Genomic DNA, 19993 nt, shown 5'->3' with positions numbered 1-19993 from the left:
TTCAGTATGTTCGCACCGTACGTAACCACCGAGACCGCATGGAACCACCTCACCCGCATCTGGGAGGGCGCGACGGCCGCCCTGCTCGGCCGGATCAACGCCGAGGGATTCCTGGCGTACTGGCCCCCGGTTGCCGAGGACGAGAAACGCCGACCCGCGTGACCGTGGCTACGCGAAGTGGCAGACCGACACGGACAAGATGGTCCTCTCGACCGGGCGACCGAAGCCCCCTGGCCACGTGCCGGTGTCAGGAACGCTCCCGCCGTGGAGGTCGTCACCGAACTCAGGGCCAGCGGCGAGGGCGACATCCTCGTCAACAGCAGTGCGAGCCTCATCAGGCCACTTCTCGCGGCGGACCTGATCGACCGGCTCCATCTCCTGATCCTCCCCGAGATAGCGGGAGGCGGTCAGCGTCTCTTCGACGACGGCCTGCCCCCGTCGAGATGGCGGCTCAGCCACCGGGAGACCGGCGAGCTGGGCGAGATCGCGACGGTCTACGACCGGGCCCGCTGAGTCATGCGCTGTTCCCTTGGCAGGTGTGCCTGCCGGGTCCAGACCCGGCAGGCAGTCCGTGCGACGCCACTACGGACGCATGGTCGTCACCAGGTGTAGCTGCCGTAGCCCGGGCGCTGAGTCGAACCGTTGGCGCCGTTCTGCACCCACACCTTCAGCGACAGGCGCTGGCCGGAGTAGGGAGGGGGGTAGATGTGGCCTTCCCCGCATCTCGAGCCCGCGGAGCCTGACGCGTCCTGGATTCGCAGGAGCAGACCGCCGGAGCTGGTGTCCCGCACCTCTGCGACGGCACGCATACCGTCGGCACTGAGATCGCAGACCTTCCACCGGCTTCCGGCGAACCGCTCGAAGGTGAGTACGCCTGAATCGTTGCTCGTGTAGACGATGGCGTCGTACATCGCCCGGTCGGGGCTTGCGGTAGCTGCTTGCGAGGGCGTGGTGCCTGCCCCCAGCATTACTACGGAGGCGAATGCTGCACTGATTAACGTTCTACCGAGACGCATTGAGTCTCCTTGGTGTCGTCTGACATGCAACGGTGCTCGATGGGAATGTGCGACTTTCAAGGATGCCTGCACCCCTGCGGATCAATACACCTAGGCGCCCCACCCGCCGCTGCATTCCATGGCTACATACCGCCTCACCCCGTTATAGATCACAGGGGCCCAAGTGTCGTACTGCGGTCCGCCGGTGTTGCATCGGTACACAGCTCCCCTTTCTTCGTGCTCGCAGGCCACCGGTGTGAGCCGAGTTCCTGTGTACCTGGCGATCAGCGGCCCCGTCGGGCTCTTGGTGGCGCGGATGTTGAGGTAGCCCACACTCGCCTTGACGTACACGTAACAGTCCACGGCCGGGCGCTCCGGGCTCGCGGCCTCCGCCGCCAGGGCCGGTGCGGAGACCATGCCCGAGACAAGAGCCGCCCCGGCTCCTGCGCTGGCTAAGAATCTTTTCAATCGCATGGAGATCCTTTCGATCGTGTGTCGGGTTGCCAAGGTGAGAAGAGCGCAGAAGAGGCCCCACCGGGTTGTGGATCGAGTGCCGCCGCGACGCATTTCTACAAATTCGCCGAATCCTCGTGCCGTTACGAGATCATCGCTCACCTCGCTATATGGGACACGGTACAAGTCTGGGGCGGAGGTTCAATTATCACGTCGGAATCGGCGTATCTGCGGGGCTGTTTGGATCACGGGGGGAGAATATTCTGAACTTCTCACCCCGATGAGAAAAGATCGAGGAGGATCTCGTTGCGACTTCGGATCACCCGACGGGTTGTGCCGTGAACAGTCGGGAACCATCCTGACGCCGTGAAGCCGCTGAGCGGGTCGCCTTCGCCACCGGCGCCCAGCGGGTGCCCGGTTCCTCCACCACGCGAGACGACCTAGGGTCGGTGGAATGGCACACGACACTGTGGATCAGGCGGCGATGACGCCGGGTCGTGCGGATTCGTACATGGCGGGTCGATCAGGAATTCTCCTGGCGCGCCGTGGCCCAAGCCGCGTCCGAGCTGTGGGGCTCCGAGTGCGGCAGCAACCAGCTCTACGGTGAGGACCTCTGCGTGGCTGCGGCGAAGGTGCTGGGTGAAGACCCCTATCGGGAGCCGTGGAACTGACGCCGGTGCCGTTCCGGTCCACTGAGGGGACCGGAACGGCACCGGTGGGTGCGGCGGTGTGGGTCCGGCCGGCGGCCGGGGCGATCAGAAGAAGCGGCGGACGAAGACGTCCGACGTGCCGTTGGTGTCGCCGGGGACGATGTTGTCGGCGGCGGACTGGAAGACCACATCGCGCCCGCCGGCGCTGACCGAGTCGACCTCGGCGGTGGCGGGCTGGTCGGAGACGGTCTCGTCGGTGCCCGTCCGCAGGTCGCGCAGGACGAGCGAGGGTCCGCCCGTGGCGTTCGGGGCGTACAGCAGATAGCGGCCGGTGGGGTCGATGGCCACGCCCTGTACGTTCGGGACCAGTTGGGCGGTGCCCGAGCCGATGTCGTGGACATAGGTGTCGGAGCCCGAGAGGTAGACGACCTTGCTGCCGTTGTCGCTGAGCTGGACGAGCGAGGCGCTCTTGGACGGGCCCTCAAGCGGTCCCGCGGTGGTGCCGGTGGCCCGGCTCCACAGGTAGACGCCCTCCGTCTGGTACGAGAGGTCCTGGTAGGCGACATGGCGGCCGTCGCCGCTGATGGACGGCCGGGCCGGAGCCGAGCTGTCGAGGACGGCGATGGTCTCGTAACCACCGTTACGGTCCGCGACGACGACGTCCCGGTACCACTGCGGGGAGCGCAGGGCGCCGTACGCGAGGTAGCGGCCGTCCGCACTCAGCGACGGCTGGCTGCACCGGCCGCAGGAGACGCGAAGCAGGCCCAGGTCCAGCGAATGCTGTTGGATCCGCTCAACGGTCATCCCCCGCCGTGGAGCATTGGCGGCGACCTGCCTCCCGTCGCCGCTGATCGCCGGGGTCCACCCCTCGACCATGGGCTCCGTCCTGGTCTGCGCCGCCCGCCGGTCGCGGACGTACACCGCGTGGCCGCTCTGTGACGGGCCGATCGCCAGGGACTTGAAGACGATGCTGCGGCCATCGGGTGTGATCGACGCGGCACCGTGGCCTTCGTCGGACGCGACGCTGATCCTCTCGACCCCGACGCCGAGACCGCCCATGGCGACCGTCGGCCCCGGTGCGGCCGAGCTGGCTGCGGTGGGCGCCGGTGCGGCCGCGGTGGCGGCTGTGGCCGCGGTGGGCCCCACGGCGGTGACCGCGCAGACCACGACCCCCGCGCTCAGGGCGGCCCGTAAACGACCGGTGGTGCTCCGGTTGGTGATTCCCCTCATGTTCCCCCCAGACAGAACACGACTTCTCCTCCGGATCTCCACCGGAGGAGCAGCAAGCATGGAACCGTGGTGGCGCCGTGGAGTCAATGCACCACCCGACGCATGGCGAGATCCTGTCACTTCCAGGGGTCCAATTCCGGGGTCCGATACCGGAGTCCAATGCCGGGGTCCGCTACCGGGCCCGAGGAGGAACGGACCGGGAAACCGGTATTGTCGACCGGCTGTTCAGCGGTGTACCGGCCGGCCGGCGAGGGCCTCGGTCACGGTCAGGCTGTCTTCGTAGACGGCGTAGCGGGTGATCAGGCCCCGCTCGACGGTGAGGTGCAGCGCGCAGCGGGCCGTGTACGGCTGACCTGTGGTTCGCACTGTCTGCCGGATATCGCCGAGCACGATCACTTCCGTACCGTCGACAAGGACGCGGGATACCGTTCCGGCGGACTTCTCGGGGAGATGGAAGGCGGCTATTTCCCGGAAATGGTCGGCGACATCGGCGCGGGTCGAGCGGGGACGGATCCAGGGCACCGCCGGGTGGCCGTGGTCCGGCCAGTTCAGCTGCCAGTCGACGTGTTCCGCGAACAGTTCGGCGATCCGGTCCGGGTCGCCCTCGCCCAGCCGGCGAAGGAATTCCTCCGCCACGACCCGAGAGCCCACCTTCGTCCCGGTCAGAACGATGCGACCGGCCCAGACCGCGACGTACCTCTCGGCAAACCGGTCGATATCAATGTCGATGTCCATGGGCAGGACGCTATTCCCACTCCACTGACACCCTGTGTCAGTGGACTGCGGCAGACTCCACCGCATGCGCGCGAGCCGACTGGTATCCATCCTGCTGCTCCTCCAGAACCGGGAACGGATGACAGCACAGGAGCTGGCCGACACGCTGGAGGTGTCCGTGCGCACCGTCTACCGTGACATGGAGTCCCTCAGCGCGGCAGGCGTGCCGCTGTACGGCGACCCCGGTCACGACGGTGGATATCGGCTGCTCGGCGGTTTCCGCACCCGGCTGACCGGGCTGACCACGGACGAGGCCGATTCGCTCTTCCTGACCGGGCTGCCGACGGCCGCCGCCGACCTCGGCAGGGGCGCGGTCGTGACCGCCGTACAGCTGAAACTCATGGCCGCGCTGCCCGCCGAGTTGCGCGACCGGGCCGGCAGGATCGCCGAGCGGTTCCATCTCGACGCCCCGGCGTGGTACCGGGAAGGCGACCGGGCGCCGCACCTGAGCGCGGTCGCGGAGGCGGTGTGGAACGACCGAGCCGTGCGGGTGCGCTATGTGCGCTGGGCCGAACCCCGCGAGATCACCCGGGTCGTGGAACCCTATGGGCTGGTGCTCAAGGCCGGCCATTGGTATCTCGTGGCCGGCGGCGCCGAAGGGCTGCGCACCTATCGCATCTCGCGGATCGTGGACCTTCATTTCCTTGCTGAACGGTTCGAACGGCCCGAGGGATTCGACCTGGCCGGGCATTGGCGGAACTATCTGCGATTCTTCGACACGCGCCGCCACCAGGGCGAGGCGACCCTCCGTCTGTCTCCGAGCGCCTTCCACCGGTTGCCCCAGGTGTGGGAGTCGGCCATGGTCGACGCCGCCCAGCAGACCGCCACCCCGCCGGATACCGATGGCTGGATCCAGGTCGCGGTCCCGATCGAGTCCATCGAGCAGGCGCTCCCCGAAATTCTCAAACTCGGCGCCGACGCCGAGGTCCTTTCCCCGGCCGGACTTCGCGAACACATGACCCGGACCCTTGATGCCCTGACCCGCGTCTACCGGCGACCGGCCCGACCTTGACGAAGTGGGTGAGCCGCGTCATCGCACGCGATAAATCCCGCGACGTCGGCGATCATCCCCGGGATACTGGTCGCCCATGGATGAAGTGAAAGTCGTCGTCGCCCATTCCGAGCGCGCGACCCTGCGCGTCGGTGATGTTTTCCTGAAGGTGGACGCCGATCAGGCGCGCGTCGACGCCGAGGTCGAGGCGATGTCCCTCGCGCCGGTCCCGACCCCGGAAGTCCTGTGGCGCAAGCCGCCCGTACTCGCGATCGCCGCACTCCCGGGGACGACGCTCGGCCGCCTCGGCGGTCCGTCGACCGGGTCACCCACGGCGTGGGCCGCGGCGGGCGCCGCCATCCGGAAGCTCCACGAAGCACCCCTGCCACCCCGCCCCGGCCGGGCCGGCCGGAGCAGCGCCGCGCTCGCGGCGGAACTCGACACCGAGTGCGAACTGCTCGTGGCGAACGGCCTCCTCCCCGCCGACCTGGTCACCCGCAACCGCCAGGTCGCCGAGGCCGCGCTCCGGCCGTGGACTCCGGCGTTCACCCACGGCGACCTACAGATCGCACATGTCTTCCTCGACGGCGACGAGGTCACCGGCATCATCGACTGGTCCGAGGCGGGCCGGGGCGATGCCCTGTACGACCTCGCCACCTTCACCCTCGGACACGAGGAGCACCTCGGCGATGTCATCGCCGGCTATGGCACCGACGTCGACCTCGATGTGATCCACGCATGGTGGTCGCTGCGCAGCCTGCTGGCGGTTCGCTGGCTGATCGAGCACGGCTTCGACCCGTCCGCGCCGGGCTGTGAGGTCGACGTGCTGAGGTCCCGGATGTGAGGCTACGACCGCAGCACCTCACGCCGGTGTCCCTCCCTGACCGGACCTGACCGGACCTGACCGGCGAGCGCCCCGGCCTCGGCCGAGCACGGTGGAGCGACGACAGGGACGACAGCATGAGGAACATCAGGGCGATCACGCTGGCCGAGGCGGACGAGCGATATGGGCTGCGCTCACCCTTCGGCCTGGACGGCGCGTGCGCCGACGCCGAGGTGCTTCTCGTCGAGGGCCCGGCCGAGGTACGTCATCTCCTGCTCGGCTTCCGCACCCTCGACACCTGGACAGGCCTGCCGAAGCGGAGTCCGGACGCCTTCCTGGGCGTCCTGGTGGACGGGGACCTGAGCGTCACCGACCGGGTGGTCAACCAGGAGCGGGACTTCGGGCCGTTCCAGGAGGAGGACAGCAAGGCCCGGCCCCATGACTGCCGTGCGGGATCAGGACACGGTCAGGGCCCAGCCGGTGCCGCTGCCGCACGGCAGGAGGACCGGGGTGTGCCGCTCGGGCGCCGGCCGACCGGCACTCTCCCAGCAGGTCAGCCAGGTCCGAAGCGTGACCAGGGACGGGGAGTCAGAGGCGTCGGCGATGATCGTGCCGTCGTCCTGGACGACCGCAGCCGACGAGGGTGTGGTGTGCCCCAGGGCCAGAGCGTCCGGAGTGAGGCTCGCCATGGTCAGACGCGGGTCGCCGGTGGAAGCGGCGAAGGTGCGCCACGAGGCCCAGTCGATCGGCTCTCCGTCGTACGGCTCGCGATGGGCCGCCCCCCGCAGGAGCTGGAGCGCGGTACGGGCACCGGTGTTCTGCCAGTCGTCCCGGTCACGCCAGGCCAGGGAGATCCAGGCGGTCTCCGGGTGGCGATGCTCCCAGTCCACCCAGCGCAGAGGGACGTCGGAGTCGGTTTCGGTCCCGCTCATGCTGGTCTCGACGTAGCCGCCGTGGCGGATCTCCTCGATGTGAGGCCGACCGTCGGTGACGCGGATCGTGGCAACGACGGTCAGCTTGGGGACCGGTGCGATGGGCAGGGGTGTGACGATCAGTCCTCCGTCTGCGATCTGCTCCACCCACGTGCGTGGGAGCAGAGGCGGGGTGCACCAGGCGACCACCCGGTCGTAGGGTGCTCCGGCGGAGTGCCCGAGGGTGCCGTCGCCCGGGTGGCAGCGGACATGGTCGAGGCCGTGTTGCTGGTGGATGAGGTTGGCCCAGCGGGCGAGGTAAGGATCGATGTCGACACTGGTGACCGAGCCGGAAGGGCCGGTGAGGCGGGCGAGCAGAGCGCTGGAGTAGCCCGACCCGGTGCCGATCTCCAGGACACGACCGCCCACGGGCACATGGAGGCTGGTGAGTTCGCGGTGGATGACGGCAGGGTTGGAGCGCTGAGCTGTCTCCCCCCGGGCTTCGTGGTGAGTGTAGGAGCGCTCGGGGACGGCGCTGGCAGCTTGGGCGACGGCGGGTGCCGGTGGGGCGATCAGGTTCACGCGTTCACTCCTGCGGGTGAAGATCCGATGAGTTGCTCAACTGCTCCGGCCGAGCGGAGGACACGGTCAGATCCGCAGAGCGGTGTGGTGGTACCAGCCGGCCTCGGTGTATTCGCCGACGGGGCCATGGCCGGGGACTTCGGCCCAGGCGTGGTACTCGGTCGGCGGCGGGACGAAGCGGGCGCCGAGGTGCCAGGTCAGCTCGTAACCGAGCAGGGCGGCGGCCAGCATGGCTCCGAGGGAGGTTTCGAGGCAGGCGATTCTGACGGGCCAGGTGCGACCGCTGTGCCGCACGGCTTCCACCAGAGTCTGTCCCTGGCCCGGAAGGAGAGGTCGGCGGCCGAGGCGCCGCGCGAGCCGGGCGGCGCGGACGGTGTGCCGGAACGGCAGGCGCAGCAACAGCACGGCGGCGGCCAGGCCGAGGCGGGCGGCGGCGCGTTCGATCGGGGTGCCTGTTCGGGTGGTGGAGTACGCCTCGATGGTGGTCACCACCACCACCTCCGCCGGGTGCGGCGGTTGGCGGAGAGGCACGACCCACCGGTGTCGGCGAGACCGGCGGTGGCGAGCGCGATGGTGACGGCGGTGATGTCGGTGTCGGCCTGTCCGGGGGTGATCGGGTACCGGGCGGCGTACTGCCCGACGGCCTGCTCATGGGTGGATGATGCGCACAGGACCAGAAGGGCCGCCGCGGCGGTCGGTGTGAGGTGGGTCCACCGGCCGGAGCGCTCGTCCAGGATGGCGCCCCCGTTGTCGGTGAGGACCGGATGGGCGTGTTCACGCAGTCGCACGGTTGGCTGCTCCTTTCCCTGCCCACCAGGTGTCGGTGGACGTGGACAGCTGGCGGAGCCATACCTCGGCGGAGACGGCGAGATGGAGGGCCCCTTGGGCAGCCGGCTGCCCGGCCACGGCCCGGTCCAGTTGCTCGCGGACCGGGGCAGGGGTGATCAGCCCCAGATCGGCCAATCGGGATCCGGGGCCGAGCAGCGTCCGCAGGGCAGCCGCGTTCCGGCGGAACCCGGCGTACGACATCCCGTTGAACCCGCCCTTCGTGACGCGCTCCAGAACAAAGCTGGGCACCGGCCCGGCGGGGAAGGCCGCGCTCAGCAGAGGCTTGTACCGGTCGGGGGCCCCGCGCCGGTGGGCGGGGACCGCCAGGGCGGCGCGGATGACCTCGTTGTCGAGATAGGGCGCTGCCAGCTCGAAGGACGGGCCGTGGTCCGCCTCCACCAGGCTGCGCCAGCCGGTCAGGTCCGCTCCGATCCGGGCCAGGTCCTGCCGGTCCCACCAGGTGGCGATCCGGTCGGGGCCGTCGGACAGATGGGCGGCACGCTCGTCCAGGGCGTCTGCGAGTCGGCGCCGGAGTTCGGGAGCCATCCAGTCCGCGCCGGCCAGCAGCGGGGTCCAGGACAGGTACCGCTCCGCTTGCGGAATCCACGGCCGCGGGGCGCCCCGCAGTAGGGCAGCGGCCCGGTGCCATGAGTCGGCGAGCCCGCCCCGGGCCGCGGGCAGGGTCCGGTGCAGCACGGTGAGTGGAGCGCGGGTGGAGAGCCGGGCATGGGCGACGGTGTGCCGCCAGGCATGGCGGCGGGGGCCGGTGCGCCACAGATCGGCCAGGTAGCAGGAGGACGCGGAGAGGACGCAGTCCCCGGCTTCCCCGATGAAGTGCACGCCCGGCCCTTGTGGAGCGACGGGCGCGAGGGTGGCGCGCTTGATGGCGGCGGTGACGGTATAGGCCGTGGGTGTGTCGGTGGGCGGGTGGGACAGTCCCTCGTACATCACGGTGTGCTCGCTGCCGGTGGCCAGGCGATGGGAGATCCGGGGGACGGCTGCGACGGTCCGACGGGCGTGGGCGAGGTCGTCGTCGCCGATCCGGTCGTCGGTGAAGGTGACGGCGGTCACGGGCCGGTGCTGGGCTGCCAGACAGGCGAGGGTGGTGGAGTCGAGTCCGGCGAGGTCGCTGCTGACGGCACGATGTTCGCCCAGGCGGGCGGAGACCGCCAGCAGCAGGGTCCGGGCCAGGTGGTGAGCGCCTGTCTCGATGTCCACCTGCGGGTACTCGACGGGCTCGTACGCACGTGTGCGGGCCCCGCCGTCATCGAGGAGCAGCACCCACCCGGTCGGCACCCGGCGCACTGTGCCGAAGAGGCTCCGACGCAGTGTGTCGGGCTGGGCGTGGGCGAGGTGCGCGGCCAGGGCCACCGGGTCGGGACCGGTCCGGTCCAGTGCGGCGAGCGGAGTGGCGGCGGTGGACCACCAGACGCCGTCCGCAAGGGTCCGCCAGTACACCGGGTGCTGTCCGGAGAGGTCGCCGACTACGGCGGTGAGCGAACCGCGGGCGGCGACGGTCAGGTACGAGCCGGGCCACCGGGTCAGCGCGTGCCACCGGTGTTCCCGTACATGCCTCAGCGCGTCCTTCAGCTCACCGACGGCGGCGCCGCACTCGCCGATGACGGTGAGGGTCAGTCCCTCGTCGGAGACCGACCGGATCCGGTCGGAGGGCCAGCCGACCGTCCACACACCGACCGTGCCCGGCACGGCCCGGCCCCCTCTGGGCCGCTGGACAACAGCGCCCGACGTACTCCGCCACCCGGCACTCCACCGCATCCGTTCCTCTTCTCTGGGCTGTCGGACGAAGACGGGCTCCGGTTCGTCGGCACGGGCCGACGAACCGGAGCCCGGGACCGTGGCCGGGCCCGTGCTCACCCGACCCGGAGCTGGATCACTTGTCCTTGTACTGGGAGTTGTCCACGCGGTCGAACGTGTTCTTGCCCAGCGTCACGCCGACGACGGTGCCGGCGTCCAGCACGGCCGGCGGCTGGTAGCCCGGCGGCGGAGTGACAGGGGCGGACGTGGTGTCCTCGGGTTCGTGCTTGCCTTCCATACCGGCCTCCTGGTGGAAAAGGAGCCGCGCCGCGAGCGGTACGACCCTGGTGGTGCACCCCCGACCGGGGTGCCCCTTCAACATCCCCTTGCCGGCATGGCGAGGCGAAGCCCCCGCAAGGGCGTCGCCGGTCGTTGTCAAGCCCTCGGTTCTCCTCTTCCGAGGCACGCCGGGCTTCCGGCCTTACGCTCTTTCCAGGCCCGTGGCAGGGCTTCTACACTCCGCGGCATTCCGTACTCCGCAGCAGTCCGTTTGTCCCGGCCCAGGAGGTCTCGGTGTCCCGTCGCGCGGACAACGACCACCCACTCGTCCATGCCCGAGCGCTGTTCGGCCTGTCCCAGCAGGCCCTCGCGGAGCGGATCCGGGGAGCCGGCCGGAGAGTGCGGATCAATGTGGCGACGACGAAGAAGACCGTCTCCTGCTGGGAGCACGGCCGGACCCCGGACGAGGCCACGCAGCGCCTGATCGCGATCGCCTTCGACGTGGACGAGCGGACCAGGCGGGCGATGCCGTGGCCCCACTGGCTCCCCGGCCCCGACCTTCCGGAGCTGTATCAGCCCTGGACGGCCGCCGGTACCGTGGCTGTACTCGACGACGTGCTGAGGAGCGGCCGAATGGACCGTCGCAAGTTCATCCTCGTCTCCGGTGTCACCCTGACCACTCTTCTGCACGACTGGCTCACCGCCCACCCCGACATCGCTCACGCCATGGCCCAGGAGGGGCGCCGTGTCAGCACCTCGATGATCGACCGCCTGGCGGACCGCATCACCGACCTTCAGCGCGACGACGACACCTACGGCGGCGGGGACCTGATCACCGAGGCGGAAGCCCACCTCTCCCTCGCCCACCGGCTTCTCGCGTACGGCTCCTACACCGGTGATCAGGGCTGCCGCCTCCATGCGCAGGCCGCCGACCTGGCCCGGATGTGCGGCTGGATGACCTTCGACACGGGTCGCCACGCCACCGCTCAGAGATACTTCAACGCCGCGATGCGGGCCGCCCGCACGAGCGGGGATGTCCTGCTCGGCGCCAACGTCGCCGGGTTCGCCGCCATCCAGCACTACTCGGTCGGCAACCCCCGCGATGCCGACGCCATGATCCGTACCGCCCAGGCGGCCGTCCGCGGGCACAGCACTCCCGTGGTGGACGCCATGCTGTCCGCCCGCCAGGCCCGAGCCCTGGCCAAGGCGGGCGACGCCCGCGCGTGCTACCGCGCGCTGAACGATGCCCTGGACCACCTCGGCGCCGGGCGCCGTGACAACGACCCCGCCTGGGCCTACTGGGTGGAGAAGTCCGAGATCGACATGCTCACCGGGTCGTGCCTGCTCGATCTCGGCCGTCCCGCCGAAGCACAGACCAAGTTCACCGAGGCCGACGCCGCCTACGGCCCCGGCTACGTTCGCACGCACGCCCTCTATCTCTCTCGCATGGCCTCCGCCCAGTACCAGCAGGGAGCCGTCGACGCGGCCTGCGACACCGGTATGCAGGCCCTCAGCCTTCTCGAAATGCTCAACTCGGCCCGCAGCACCGACCATGTCCGCGACCTCGCGGCATCCATGACCGGACACCTCCGCGTTCCAGCCGTACGGGACTTCCGGGAACGCGTCGCCGTGGTGATGGCCGCCTGACTTCCTCGCCCCGCCGGTCTCCTGCGGTGTGGGCAGCGGATCGCCGTCGCCCGCGTCCACCGCGACGCTCCTGTCTCACGGGCGGCGAGCGCGCGGCGAGGTTGTCTCCAGCCGCCCAGCGGTGGCGGGGATCAGCCTCGCTGGGCTGCGGCCCCATGCGTTGCCCGAGCGGGGCGACCACCGCCCCGGGCACTCCCTCGGCCCAGCCTCACAGGCGGTCGAAGTCACCTACGACGGGGGCGAGTCGGTACGACATCTGGGCAGATTGGGCGATCGTTAGGATCCCTCATCATGGACGTGATGACGGGGAACGAGATGATCGCCATCCTGCCGGGTCAGGTGACGCTGTCGGACCGGCGGACCCAGCGCAGTTGGTCGGTCGAACTCGCGCCCTACCGGCTCGCGGCATCCCCGGTCACCCAGGCGCTGTACACACAGATCACCGGCCGGCGGCCCAGTGCCACCCCTGGGGACCGGTTGCCCGTCGAGTGCGTCTCCTGGTGGGACGCGGCGCGGTTCTGCAACGACCTGTCCCGGTCCGCCGGCCTCACCCCCGCGTACCACTTCCGTGTCGACGCCGAGGACATCGAGTGGGACACCTCCGCCGACGGGTACCGGCTGCCGACCGAAGCCGAGTGGGAGCACGCCTGCCGCGCCGGGACGACCGGGCCGCGGTACGGGGAACTGGACGAGATCGGCTGGTACCGCGGCAACTCCCACGAGCGCCTCCGCGAGGTGGGCGGCAAACGCCCCAACCCGTGGGGGCTCCACGACATGCTCGGCAACGTCTGGGACTGGTGTTGGGACGTGTACGACGCCGAGGTCTACGGCGCCTACCGGGTGCTCCGTGGCGGCGGCTGGTTCGATGAGCACTGGAGCTGCCGGGCCTCCGCGCGGCGCCGCAGCCATCCGACCTTCCAGGTCGACGATGTGGGGTTCCGCGTGGCGCGTTCGGTCGTGCGCTGATCCATGTCGTGGGCGACGCCCGTCCGCTCGGGTAGCTCGTTCGGACGGTTCGCGTCCGGTTCGGGGACTTCCGCGGGCCCATGGGCGTAGGACGTGGTGACATGGCACTCGGAGACCGGCATCAGAAGAAGGACGTCGAGGCGGCGTTGAGGCGTGCGGAGGCGGCGGGCCTCAAGGTGACCCACGCGAAGAACCGGCACAACTGGGGCTTCGTCATCTGTTGTCCGTGCACCAGGCGCTACACCGTTCATTGCACTCCCCAGAGCCCAGGAGACGAGGCGAACAAGATCGATGCATTCACCCGGCAGCACCGCACCTGTGCGTAAGTGGTACTTCACCCTGCATCTGAAGGACGCGCTCACCGAGGAGCAGTCCGACACCCTGGCGGGTCTCGACCGGTTCAACGATGGACGGATCGGTCTGGTCGAGGGGCCGGACACGGCGGAGTTCTGGTGCTCCTTCGAGGCCGGGACGCTGACGGAGGCCATCGCGGAAGCGCTGGGCTTCTTCGAGGAGTTCCCGGGTGTCCTGATCCGCGGTGTCGAGCTGGATGCCCTCGCACTGGACGAGAACGGTATGTCCACCCCGGCGGTGGTCCCCGCGCCGCCGCCCCTGTCTGTCTGAAGCGGCGGACGGCCCCGCTCCCTCTCGGGGGCGGGGCCGTTTTTGTGCTTTACAGCTGGGCGCCGGTACGGGCGAGGGCGACCAGGCCGGCGAAGGCGGTCGCGGTGACCATCAGGACGGGGCCGTCGGGGCGCTTGCTGTCCCGGACCGGAACGATGCCATGCGAGAGGGCAAGATCGGCGGTGATCTCGACGCACTGTCCGCCCTGACCGCTGTAACTCGACTTGAACCAGTGGAGAGAAGGGGATTCGCTCGTCACGGAGTGCCCTTTCGTAGCTTTTGGATCATGGCGACAGAAGCGTCGTGCGACAGTGCTCCCACCTGCAACTGATGGTAAGCGGCGAGCATCGGAAGCACCGCATCACCATCGCGCTCAAGGTGCCCACGCTGCGATGACTGCGAGTAGGCCATGAGCGAGCGGTCCGGAAGCGTCAGGATGGTGATGGGCAGGCTGTACGGTCTGCGCTCCGCCATCGTGAAAGGGGCCACCTGCATCGAGGTGTTCGGTAGTTCGGCGAACTCAAGCAACCGAGTGAGCTGGGGCCTCATGACCGTGAGGCCGCCGACAGGGCGACGGAGACAGCTCTCATCCAGAACCACCAGGATCAGCGGTGGTGGCGTCCGCATCAGCGTGGCTTGCCGTTTCTCAATGAGAGCGACCCGTTCGTCGGCCTGCTCGGGCGTGGCCGCCCCGCGCCTGACCTCTTGGTCTTCAATGGCTGCCGCGTATGCCGATGTCTGAAGCAGCCCAGGTATCACGCCGACCTCATAGAGCCTGATCTCTGCGGCCCGCGCTTCCTGTCTCAGATACTCCGGGAGCCCTTCCAACAGGGCTGTGTACCGCGCGGCCTGACTCTGGCGTTCGAGCCGCCCATCTGTCCCGAACACTCTGTCGGCACGCTTAGCAAATTGGTGAGTTGCCGGGCGTCGACCATTTTCAACGGCGGAGATGTGCGCCCCGGTGCACCCGAGCCGATCTCCCAACTGCTCCTGTGTCCAGCCGTGCTCATCCCTCAAGCTGCGTAAGACTTGTCCGAAGGCAGCCTCAGGTGATTTCTCGGGGTCGAGTTCCTTTCGATTCACCATCCACAAACCTGCCTTATCAAGCAGCGTCGACAAGTTGATAGCAAGCAGACTCTAGAGCACGCTGAACTCACTTGGTAGCGGAACGGCTACGGAGAGGAGTTCTCGTGGTGAGTCAGCCGCCCCCGCGCCCGATTGAGCCCGTCGGGGACAGTCCTCTGCTTCTGGCCCTCCGCCTGCGAATACGCCGTGATCACGAACTCCGTGCGCGGTTCGGTCCGTTCCACGACACGGTCAGAAAGGCACATGCGTGCGAGAGCGACGAGGCAGGTCGATAGCCGGGACCGTGGCGATGCTCGCGGCGTGGTCGTTCTCGGTCGGTCTGCACACCTTGGGCTTGGCCGACAGGCTCTAAAGCCCCGTCCTCCGTGGCCCGCTGGTTCAGCGGTGATCCTCTCCGGGCCACGGAGGGCGGCTTCAAGCGGGTCCGCCCTCACCCCTGCTCTGGGCGGGCCCTCCGGGCCCCGGCCGTTCACCCCCGCACGGACGGCCGGGGCCCACTCGTAGAACCCACCCCCACCTCACCCTCAGGGAGACACCCATGTCCCTCAACGCGACACCAGCACCCGACGGACCGTACGGCCTCCGCATGATCCGGCTGCGGGACTGCGACAGCCCCCAGCCCGCGCTGATCGTGTCCCGGGTCGCCCTCACCGTCTTCATCACCGACGCCCGAGCCGGAAAGCTGGACCACCTCCTGGCCACCGACGCCGAGATGGCCGAGGCGCGGAAGACCGCCCGCTGGTCCCACGAGCACGAGACGCCCGAGCCGGACCTTCTCTGACCCCTCCCGTCGCGGTCTGCCCGCGCCCCAGGCGCCCTTGGCCTCGTGCAACGAGGTCGGGGGGTGCAGGGTCGCCCCCGCAGGGGACCGGCGGACGACCCCCGAGCTAGACCTTCTCCTCAGTCTGCCGGCCCCGAGGAGGTGAGCCCGGAGGCCACCGCCCCCGCGCTTGCGAGTCACCTCGCCCCAAGCCCCCTAGGTAAGGGCTGCCCGCACAAACTCAGCCGGATGGGGGTCCCCCCGGACGAAGTCTGGGGGAGTTTGAGGACGGACCTTGGCCCCGAGCAGCCTCGGGTGGACGGTCGGGCAAATTCAGCCCGTCCGGCGATTGAGGACGGACCCGAGGCCCGAGTCGGCTCGGGCACACGTCGGGGCCAGCCCCGAACCCCGCTCCTCAAACGCCGGAGGGGCTGATTCTTGAGGCCCCCGCGCCTCAAACTCCCCCAGACTCCGTCCGGGGGGACCCCCACGAGGCTGGATTTTGAGGCCCTCGTCCGGGGGCCCCAGAGGCTGGCTCTGACCACGGGCCTACCGTGCCACTCGCGCCACAAACCCCCGCACCTCACGCGGGCTCCGCAGGACATACCACCCCTCCCGCGCCGGCCAAGCGTTCCGCCTCCGGTACGCCCACACCCACTCCCAGAAGTCCGCCCGCTCCGGCGCCCTCCCCAGCGCCCGCCAGGCGCACCGCCAGAAGGGGAAGTCCAGCAGGACGACGGTGTCCGCCGCCGCCAGCCGGATGCCGGGCCGGTCGTACGGGCCGAGATCCCCGTCCAGGATCCAGCGGGGCTCCCCGACGAGGTCCCGCTGGGCGGCGGCCCACTCCCCGGGCGGCAGCCCCGAAGCGCCCCGCGCCCAGAAGATCCGGTCCAGCTCGACCACCGGCAGCCCGGTCACCTCCCCCAGCCGCCGCGCGAGCGTCGACTTGCCCGCACCGCCCCGGCCGAGGATCACGATCCGCTCCATCTAAGCCGCTCCCGTCTCACCAGTGCGGAGTGAAGAACTGCCCGGTGGGCGGCTCGTTCCGGCGCCAGTAGGCGGGCCTCCACGTTGCACACCGCGCAGATCTCGTACTCCCCGAGCCCGCCGAACATCTGGTGCCCGCAGCAGGGGCAGGGGAACCAGCCCTCGGGCGGCGGCGGCAGGGTGTTCACCGGGAGAGGCACGTACTCCCCGCGCGCGCACGCCGCGCCCAGCGCATCGAGTTCGGCAAGTTCGGCCAGTTCGGTAAGTTCGGCCAGGATCTGCTGGTCGATCTCATCCACGCCCCCGAGACTATGTCCGCATGTCGGAGTGATCGAACCGATTTCCCGCAGGGCCTCCTGAATCCATGGGGGCGATCATGGAACGGGAATGACCCGGAACCCCTCCTTCCTCCTGGCGGGCCCATGACATGGGCCCGCTGAAGCGGGTTCCGACAGCGGGCCCGGGTCCACGGGAGGCCCACCAGGCTCCCCAGGCAGGAGAGGCATCATGCAGCGACGTACCTTCCTCACCGGCACCCTGCTCGGCGCGGCCTTCGCCGCCGCGCCGGTCACCGCCCTCACCACGACCGGCGCCCACGCCGCCACCGTGACCGTCAGCTCCATCGCCGACCTCCAGCGGGAGATCGACCGTGCCGCGCCCGGCGACCGGATCGTGCTGGCCAACGGCACGTACACCGTACCCACCAACGGCATCCGGATCTCGGGCAAGAACGCCACCGGCAACCACATCACCATCGTCTCCCAGAACCGGGGCGGCGCCGTGCTCCAGGGCGAGCGGGGCTTTGTCCTCAGCAACTCCCACGGCATCACCATCAGCGGGTTCGCCTTCCGCCAGAACCAGACCCTGGTGATCCCGGCGGACTGCTCCGACATCCGGCTCACCCGCAACGACATCCAGCACGCCGATGTCGCCGGCCGCGACTGGGTCGTGGTGAAGGCGGACAACGTCAAGATCGACCGCAGCTTCTTCCACGACCGCACCACCGAGGGGTGTTTCCTCGTCGCCGACGGCCCCGACGCCCCGGTCGACCCCGACAGGAAGACGATGGTCAAGGGCCTCCACATCTTCCGCAACCACTTCGCCCGCCACAGCTACGGCGGCACCAGCGGCGGCGAGGCCATCCGCCTGGGCGCCAGCCACCGGGCGCTCGACAACGCCGGGGCCATCGTGGAGTACAACCTCTTCGAGGAGTGCAATGGCGACAACGAGGCCGTCTCGGTGAAGTCGTGCGGCAACTTCATCCGCTACAACACCCTCCGCACCTGCAAGGGCGGCATCGTGCTGCGCCACGGCAACGGCTCGCTCGTGCACGGCAACCACCTCATCGGCGGCGTCGAGGGCATCCGCCTCTACGGCAACGACCACAAGGTCTTCAACAACCATCTGACCGGACTGACCAAGCGTGCCCTGGTGATCGGCAGCGGTTCGGCCCGTGACCACCTCCCGGGCGACTCGGAGCAGGAGCAGCAGGCCAACGACGCCGTCGACCGGGCTCTGATCACCCACAACACCCTGGTCAACAACTGGCGTTGTGTCGCGGGCGAGAACCACCCCGAGCGCCCCCATGAGCCCCGGAACGTGGTCCTCAGCAACAACATCCTGGTCGGCGGCTCGGGCGGCCTGGTCGAGATGGGACACAACACCGGCTTCACCTGGCAGGGCAACCTGCTCTGGGGCAGCGCGACCAACGGCAACATCCCCGCGGGCGGCTTCGTCCGTACCGACCCCCGTCTTCAGCAGGGGACCGACGGGGTGTTCCGTCTCGCGTCGAACAGCCCGGCCATCGGCGCGGCCGTGGCCACGTCCCACGCGGTGACCGACGACCTCGACGGCCATCTGCGGGGCAGCAGCCGTGACATCGGCTCGGACCAGTACTCGACGGCGGTACCGGTCCGCTCCCCGCTGACCGCCACCGACGTCGGCCCGAACGCGGCGTGACGACGGAATGAGCGCCGCTCCGGTACGGGTGGCCACGCGGCGACCCGTACCGGAGCGGTGTCAGTTGCTCAGGTACTCGTAACTTCAGATGCTCGGAACTTCAGGCGCTCAGAAGTTCAGGTGCTCAGAACTTCACATCGGAGCAGGCGTAGAACGCGTTCTGCGTGTCCGCGACCGTCCAGACACCGAGGATCAGATGCCGCCCCGTCTTGCGCGGCAGCGTTCCGGTGTGCGTGACCTTGGTCGCCGGGCGCGCCCCGCCGAACGGGACGGTGAGGAAGGGCTGCGGCTCCAGGTCGGCCCTGGTCAGCGGCTTGGTGGGGTCGTACCCGTCCTTGGTGATGTAGTACCGGAAGTCGCTGGTGGCATGCCGGACCTTGATCCACCAGCTGAAGGTGTGGCTCTGGCCGGAGCCCAGCTGGGTGGTGGGCCAGGCGCCGTTGCGCGGCGCGTCCAGCTCGGAGAAGCGGCCATTGCCTCCGGCACAGATCTTGCCGTCGGCGGGGCCGGCGCTGGGGAAGCCCTTGTACCCCTCGACGCTCTCCGGCTCCCATTGGATCTGCCCGCAGTTCTGCACCACTCCGGTGGCGCAGAGCTGCTGCCGGCTGACGACGTTATCGGCGTAACCGTGTCCCTGCGCGCTGCCGGAACCGGCGACCAGGGTGCCGCCGAGGACACCGAGGCCGATCAGAACGGATGTGATCCTGTTGCGCATGCTCGCTCCTGGGGAGGTGTGGGGGTCGCCAGGGTGGGGGGATGGCGACAAGCAGTGCGGTCTAGACCAAGGCCGAGCGTAGCCGCCGGTCGACGTCAGGTCTAGACCAAGTCCCCTGCGGCGGGCCGTGGTTGGACCAGGGGCCGCCGTGCATGCGTGGTGTTCCGGCCGTCCGGGGGCCGGGAAAGGGGGATCAGGCTCAGTAGACGGAGAGCCCGAACCCATTGACGATGGCGAGAATCGGCCAATAGGTGCTGGTCCCGGTGGGGCAGGTGCCGTTGTTCGTGGCGATCAGCCCGATCGCGGTGGTCCCGGAGAAGGCCGGCCCACCCGCGTCCCCCGGCGCCGAGCAGGCGGTCGGGGCGGGTCCCAGGGTGCCGCAGCGCGTTCCGGAGACCTGGCCGACATGGCAGTACGGCTGACCCGCCGTCCCGCTCGCCGCCGCCGTGATGTCCACGATCGTCCCGTTGAGCAGATTCACCTCACCCGGGTGGGACACGGCGGGGTTGGTGTACTGGATGATCCCGGCCTGGGTCGTCACGGCGACCCGGTGGCCGAGCGGAATGGTCCGGGCCGCATCCGCGTACCAGATCACGCCGATGTTCGCGCAGTGCGGCGCGACGAGGGCGTAGTACACATTGTTCCGGCGGACGTTGAAGCCCACCGTGCAGGCCACGCCCGAGGAGTAGATGGTGTCGCCGCCGCGCACCACCGCGGCTCTCGGCGTCTGTTCGGCGGATGGAGCGGATGGAGCGGCCGACGCGGGTACGGAGACGGCGGCGCACACGGCGGTGGCGGCGGCGCATAAAACGGTACGGAAAGTACGGCGCATCGATGGGATCCCCTCGTGAACGGCATGGCCCCCCGAGGGGCGAGACCGCCCCGGCCAGGGCTCATTGTGGGAGCCGCCCTGCCCCCGGCACAGATGACTACCGGCCACACGGCCGAGGGAGGGGCAGGAGGGGGGCGGAGGGGACC

The 19993-nt window shown here is 69.5% G+C and carries 25 protein-coding genes; 11 read left to right on the top strand and 14 right to left on the bottom strand.

What is annotated here, in order from left to right; genetic code table 11:
* The first annotated feature begins 6 nt into the window (after nucleotides 1–6).
* Nucleotides 7–162 (top strand): hypothetical protein, encoded by a 156-nt coding sequence (locus ABT354_RS24315; RefSeq protein WP_351497281.1) that lies wholly within the window; start codon nucleotides 7–9, stop codon nucleotides 160–162.
* A 102-nt stretch (nucleotides 163–264) separates the two neighbouring features.
* On the top strand, nucleotides 265–513 hold the full coding sequence (locus tag ABT354_RS24310; protein WP_351497279.1) for a dihydrofolate reductase family protein: 249 nt from the start codon (nucleotides 265–267) through the stop codon (nucleotides 511–513).
* 86 nt (nucleotides 514–599) lie between these two features.
* Here ABT354_RS24310 and ABT354_RS24305 read toward each other — a convergent pair whose 3' ends face one another.
* Nucleotides 600–911, bottom strand: coding sequence for a hypothetical protein (locus ABT354_RS24305; protein WP_351497277.1), 312 nt, complete (start codon nucleotides 909–911; stop codon nucleotides 600–602).
* Between the two features lie 1034 nt (nucleotides 912–1945).
* On the opposite strand from ABT354_RS24305, the gene ABT354_RS24300 reads away from it, so the two are divergent.
* Entirely contained in the window at nucleotides 1946–2119 is a 174-nt protein-coding gene (locus ABT354_RS24300; protein WP_351497274.1) for a hypothetical protein, read from the top strand.
* A gap of 84 nt (nucleotides 2120–2203) precedes the next feature.
* Here ABT354_RS24300 and ABT354_RS24295 read toward each other — a convergent pair whose 3' ends face one another.
* Both ABT354_RS24295 and ABT354_RS24290 read right to left on the bottom strand, forming a co-directional pair.
* Nucleotides 2204–3328, bottom strand: coding sequence for a TolB family protein (locus tag ABT354_RS24295; protein WP_351497272.1), 1125 nt, complete (start codon nucleotides 3326–3328; stop codon nucleotides 2204–2206).
* 225 nt (nucleotides 3329–3553) lie between these two features.
* The gene (locus tag ABT354_RS24290; protein WP_351497270.1) at nucleotides 3554–4063 is read right to left on the bottom strand and encodes a nuclear transport factor 2 family protein; all 510 of its coding nucleotides are present in this window, start codon (nucleotides 4061–4063) and stop codon (nucleotides 3554–3556) included.
* A gap of 64 nt (nucleotides 4064–4127) precedes the next feature.
* On the opposite strand from ABT354_RS24290, the gene ABT354_RS24285 reads away from it, so the two are divergent.
* Entirely contained in the window at nucleotides 4128–5114 is a 987-nt protein-coding gene (locus tag ABT354_RS24285) for a helix-turn-helix transcriptional regulator (RefSeq protein ID WP_351497268.1), read from the top strand.
* 76 nt (nucleotides 5115–5190) lie between these two features.
* Nucleotides 5191–5937: a phosphotransferase family protein gene (locus ABT354_RS24280; protein WP_351497266.1), complete on the top strand. Its 747-nt coding sequence runs from the start codon at nucleotides 5191–5193 to the stop codon at nucleotides 5935–5937.
* A gap of 434 nt (nucleotides 5938–6371) precedes the next feature.
* Here ABT354_RS24280 and ABT354_RS24275 read toward each other — a convergent pair whose 3' ends face one another.
* The 5 genes from ABT354_RS24275 to ABT354_RS24255 all read right to left on the bottom strand — a co-directional run bounded on the left by ABT354_RS24275 (nucleotide 6372) and on the right by ABT354_RS24255 (nucleotide 10290).
* Nucleotides 6372–7409 carry a protein-L-isoaspartate O-methyltransferase family protein gene (locus ABT354_RS24275; RefSeq protein WP_351497264.1) on the bottom strand — a complete coding sequence of 346 codons (1038 nt, stop codon included), beginning with the start codon at nucleotides 7407–7409 and terminating at the stop codon, nucleotides 6372–6374.
* Between the two features lie 66 nt (nucleotides 7410–7475).
* On the bottom strand, nucleotides 7476–7898 hold the full coding sequence (locus ABT354_RS24270; protein WP_351497262.1) for a lasso peptide biosynthesis B2 protein: 423 nt from the start codon (nucleotides 7896–7898) through the stop codon (nucleotides 7476–7478).
* The gene (locus tag ABT354_RS24265) at nucleotides 7895–8197 is read right to left on the bottom strand and encodes a PqqD family peptide modification chaperone (RefSeq protein WP_351497260.1); all 303 of its coding nucleotides are present in this window, start codon (nucleotides 8195–8197) and stop codon (nucleotides 7895–7897) included. Before ABT354_RS24265 ends, ABT354_RS24270 begins: the two co-directional genes overlap by 4 nt.
* Nucleotides 8184–10013 carry an albusnodin/ikarugamycin family macrolactam cyclase gene (locus tag ABT354_RS24260; protein ID WP_351497258.1) on the bottom strand — a complete coding sequence of 610 codons (1830 nt, stop codon included), beginning with the start codon at nucleotides 10011–10013 and terminating at the stop codon, nucleotides 8184–8186. The genes ABT354_RS24265 and ABT354_RS24260 overlap by 14 nt, the downstream gene beginning before the upstream one ends.
* Before the next feature lie 115 nt (nucleotides 10014–10128).
* Nucleotides 10129–10290: a hypothetical protein gene (locus ABT354_RS24255; RefSeq protein WP_351497256.1), complete on the bottom strand. Its 162-nt coding sequence runs from the start codon at nucleotides 10288–10290 to the stop codon at nucleotides 10129–10131.
* A 275-nt stretch (nucleotides 10291–10565) separates the two neighbouring features.
* On the opposite strand from ABT354_RS24255, the gene ABT354_RS24250 reads away from it, so the two are divergent.
* From ABT354_RS24250 to ABT354_RS24235, 4 genes are all read left to right on the top strand, one after another.
* A complete protein-coding gene (locus ABT354_RS24250) occupies nucleotides 10566–11918 on the top strand; it encodes a helix-turn-helix domain-containing protein (RefSeq protein WP_351497254.1) in 1353 nt (450 codons plus the stop codon).
* 291 nt (nucleotides 11919–12209) lie between these two features.
* Nucleotides 12210–12884 carry a formylglycine-generating enzyme family protein gene (locus tag ABT354_RS24245; RefSeq protein WP_351497252.1) on the top strand — a complete coding sequence of 225 codons (675 nt, stop codon included), beginning with the start codon at nucleotides 12210–12212 and terminating at the stop codon, nucleotides 12882–12884.
* Nucleotides 12885–12985: 101 nt separating this feature from the next.
* Nucleotides 12986–13210, top strand: a complete 225-nt coding sequence (locus ABT354_RS24240) for a hypothetical protein (RefSeq protein WP_351497250.1) — start codon at nucleotides 12986–12988, stop codon at nucleotides 13208–13210.
* Nucleotides 13176–13508, top strand: coding sequence for a hypothetical protein (locus tag ABT354_RS24235; protein WP_351497248.1), 333 nt, complete (start codon nucleotides 13176–13178; stop codon nucleotides 13506–13508). Before ABT354_RS24240 ends, ABT354_RS24235 begins: the two co-directional genes overlap by 35 nt.
* A gap of 49 nt (nucleotides 13509–13557) precedes the next feature.
* Here ABT354_RS24235 and ABT354_RS24230 read toward each other — a convergent pair whose 3' ends face one another.
* The gene (locus ABT354_RS24230) at nucleotides 13558–13767 is read right to left on the bottom strand and encodes a DUF397 domain-containing protein (protein ID WP_351497246.1); all 210 of its coding nucleotides are present in this window, start codon (nucleotides 13765–13767) and stop codon (nucleotides 13558–13560) included.
* A complete protein-coding gene (locus tag ABT354_RS24225) occupies nucleotides 13764–14594 on the bottom strand; it encodes a helix-turn-helix domain-containing protein (RefSeq protein WP_351497393.1) in 831 nt (276 codons plus the stop codon). The genes ABT354_RS24230 and ABT354_RS24225 overlap by 4 nt, the downstream gene beginning before the upstream one ends.
* Nucleotides 14595–15132: 538 nt before the next feature.
* On the opposite strand from ABT354_RS24225, the gene ABT354_RS24220 reads away from it, so the two are divergent.
* Nucleotides 15133–15375, top strand: coding sequence for a hypothetical protein (locus tag ABT354_RS24220; RefSeq protein ID WP_351497244.1), 243 nt, complete (start codon nucleotides 15133–15135; stop codon nucleotides 15373–15375).
* Nucleotides 15376–15903: 528 nt separating this feature from the next.
* On the opposite strand, the gene ABT354_RS24215 is transcribed toward ABT354_RS24220, so the two are convergent.
* Together ABT354_RS24215 and ABT354_RS24210 are read right to left on the bottom strand one after the other, a co-directional pair.
* Complete coding sequence (locus tag ABT354_RS24215) at nucleotides 15904–16341, bottom strand: P-loop NTPase family protein (protein WP_351497242.1); 438 nt, start codon at nucleotides 16339–16341, stop codon at nucleotides 15904–15906.
* Complete coding sequence (locus ABT354_RS24210) at nucleotides 16326–16640, bottom strand: CPCC family cysteine-rich protein (protein WP_351497240.1); 315 nt, start codon at nucleotides 16638–16640, stop codon at nucleotides 16326–16328. The genes ABT354_RS24215 and ABT354_RS24210 overlap by 16 nt, the downstream gene beginning before the upstream one ends.
* Before the next feature lie 208 nt (nucleotides 16641–16848).
* Between ABT354_RS24210 and ABT354_RS24205 the strand changes: the two genes are divergently transcribed.
* The gene (locus ABT354_RS24205) at nucleotides 16849–18300 is read left to right on the top strand and encodes a polysaccharide lyase 6 family protein (RefSeq protein WP_351497238.1); all 1452 of its coding nucleotides are present in this window, start codon (nucleotides 16849–16851) and stop codon (nucleotides 18298–18300) included.
* Between the two features lie 124 nt (nucleotides 18301–18424).
* Here ABT354_RS24205 and ABT354_RS24200 read toward each other — a convergent pair whose 3' ends face one another.
* Together ABT354_RS24200 and ABT354_RS24195 are read right to left on the bottom strand one after the other, a co-directional pair.
* Nucleotides 18425–19015 carry a lytic polysaccharide monooxygenase auxiliary activity family 9 protein gene (locus ABT354_RS24200; protein WP_351497236.1) on the bottom strand — a complete coding sequence of 197 codons (591 nt, stop codon included), beginning with the start codon at nucleotides 19013–19015 and terminating at the stop codon, nucleotides 18425–18427.
* A gap of 199 nt (nucleotides 19016–19214) precedes the next feature.
* A complete protein-coding gene (locus tag ABT354_RS24195) occupies nucleotides 19215–19847 on the bottom strand; it encodes a S1 family peptidase (protein WP_351497234.1) in 633 nt (210 codons plus the stop codon).
* Between the last annotated feature and the right edge of the window lie 146 nt (nucleotides 19848–19993).

It is taken from the genome of Streptomyces sp. NPDC000594, from assembly GCF_040299965.1.
GTDB lineage: Bacteria > Actinomycetota > Actinomycetes > Streptomycetales > Streptomycetaceae > Streptomyces.
Note: the sequence above shows the minus strand (reverse complement) of the source record. Positions and strands in the feature narration are given on the sequence as shown.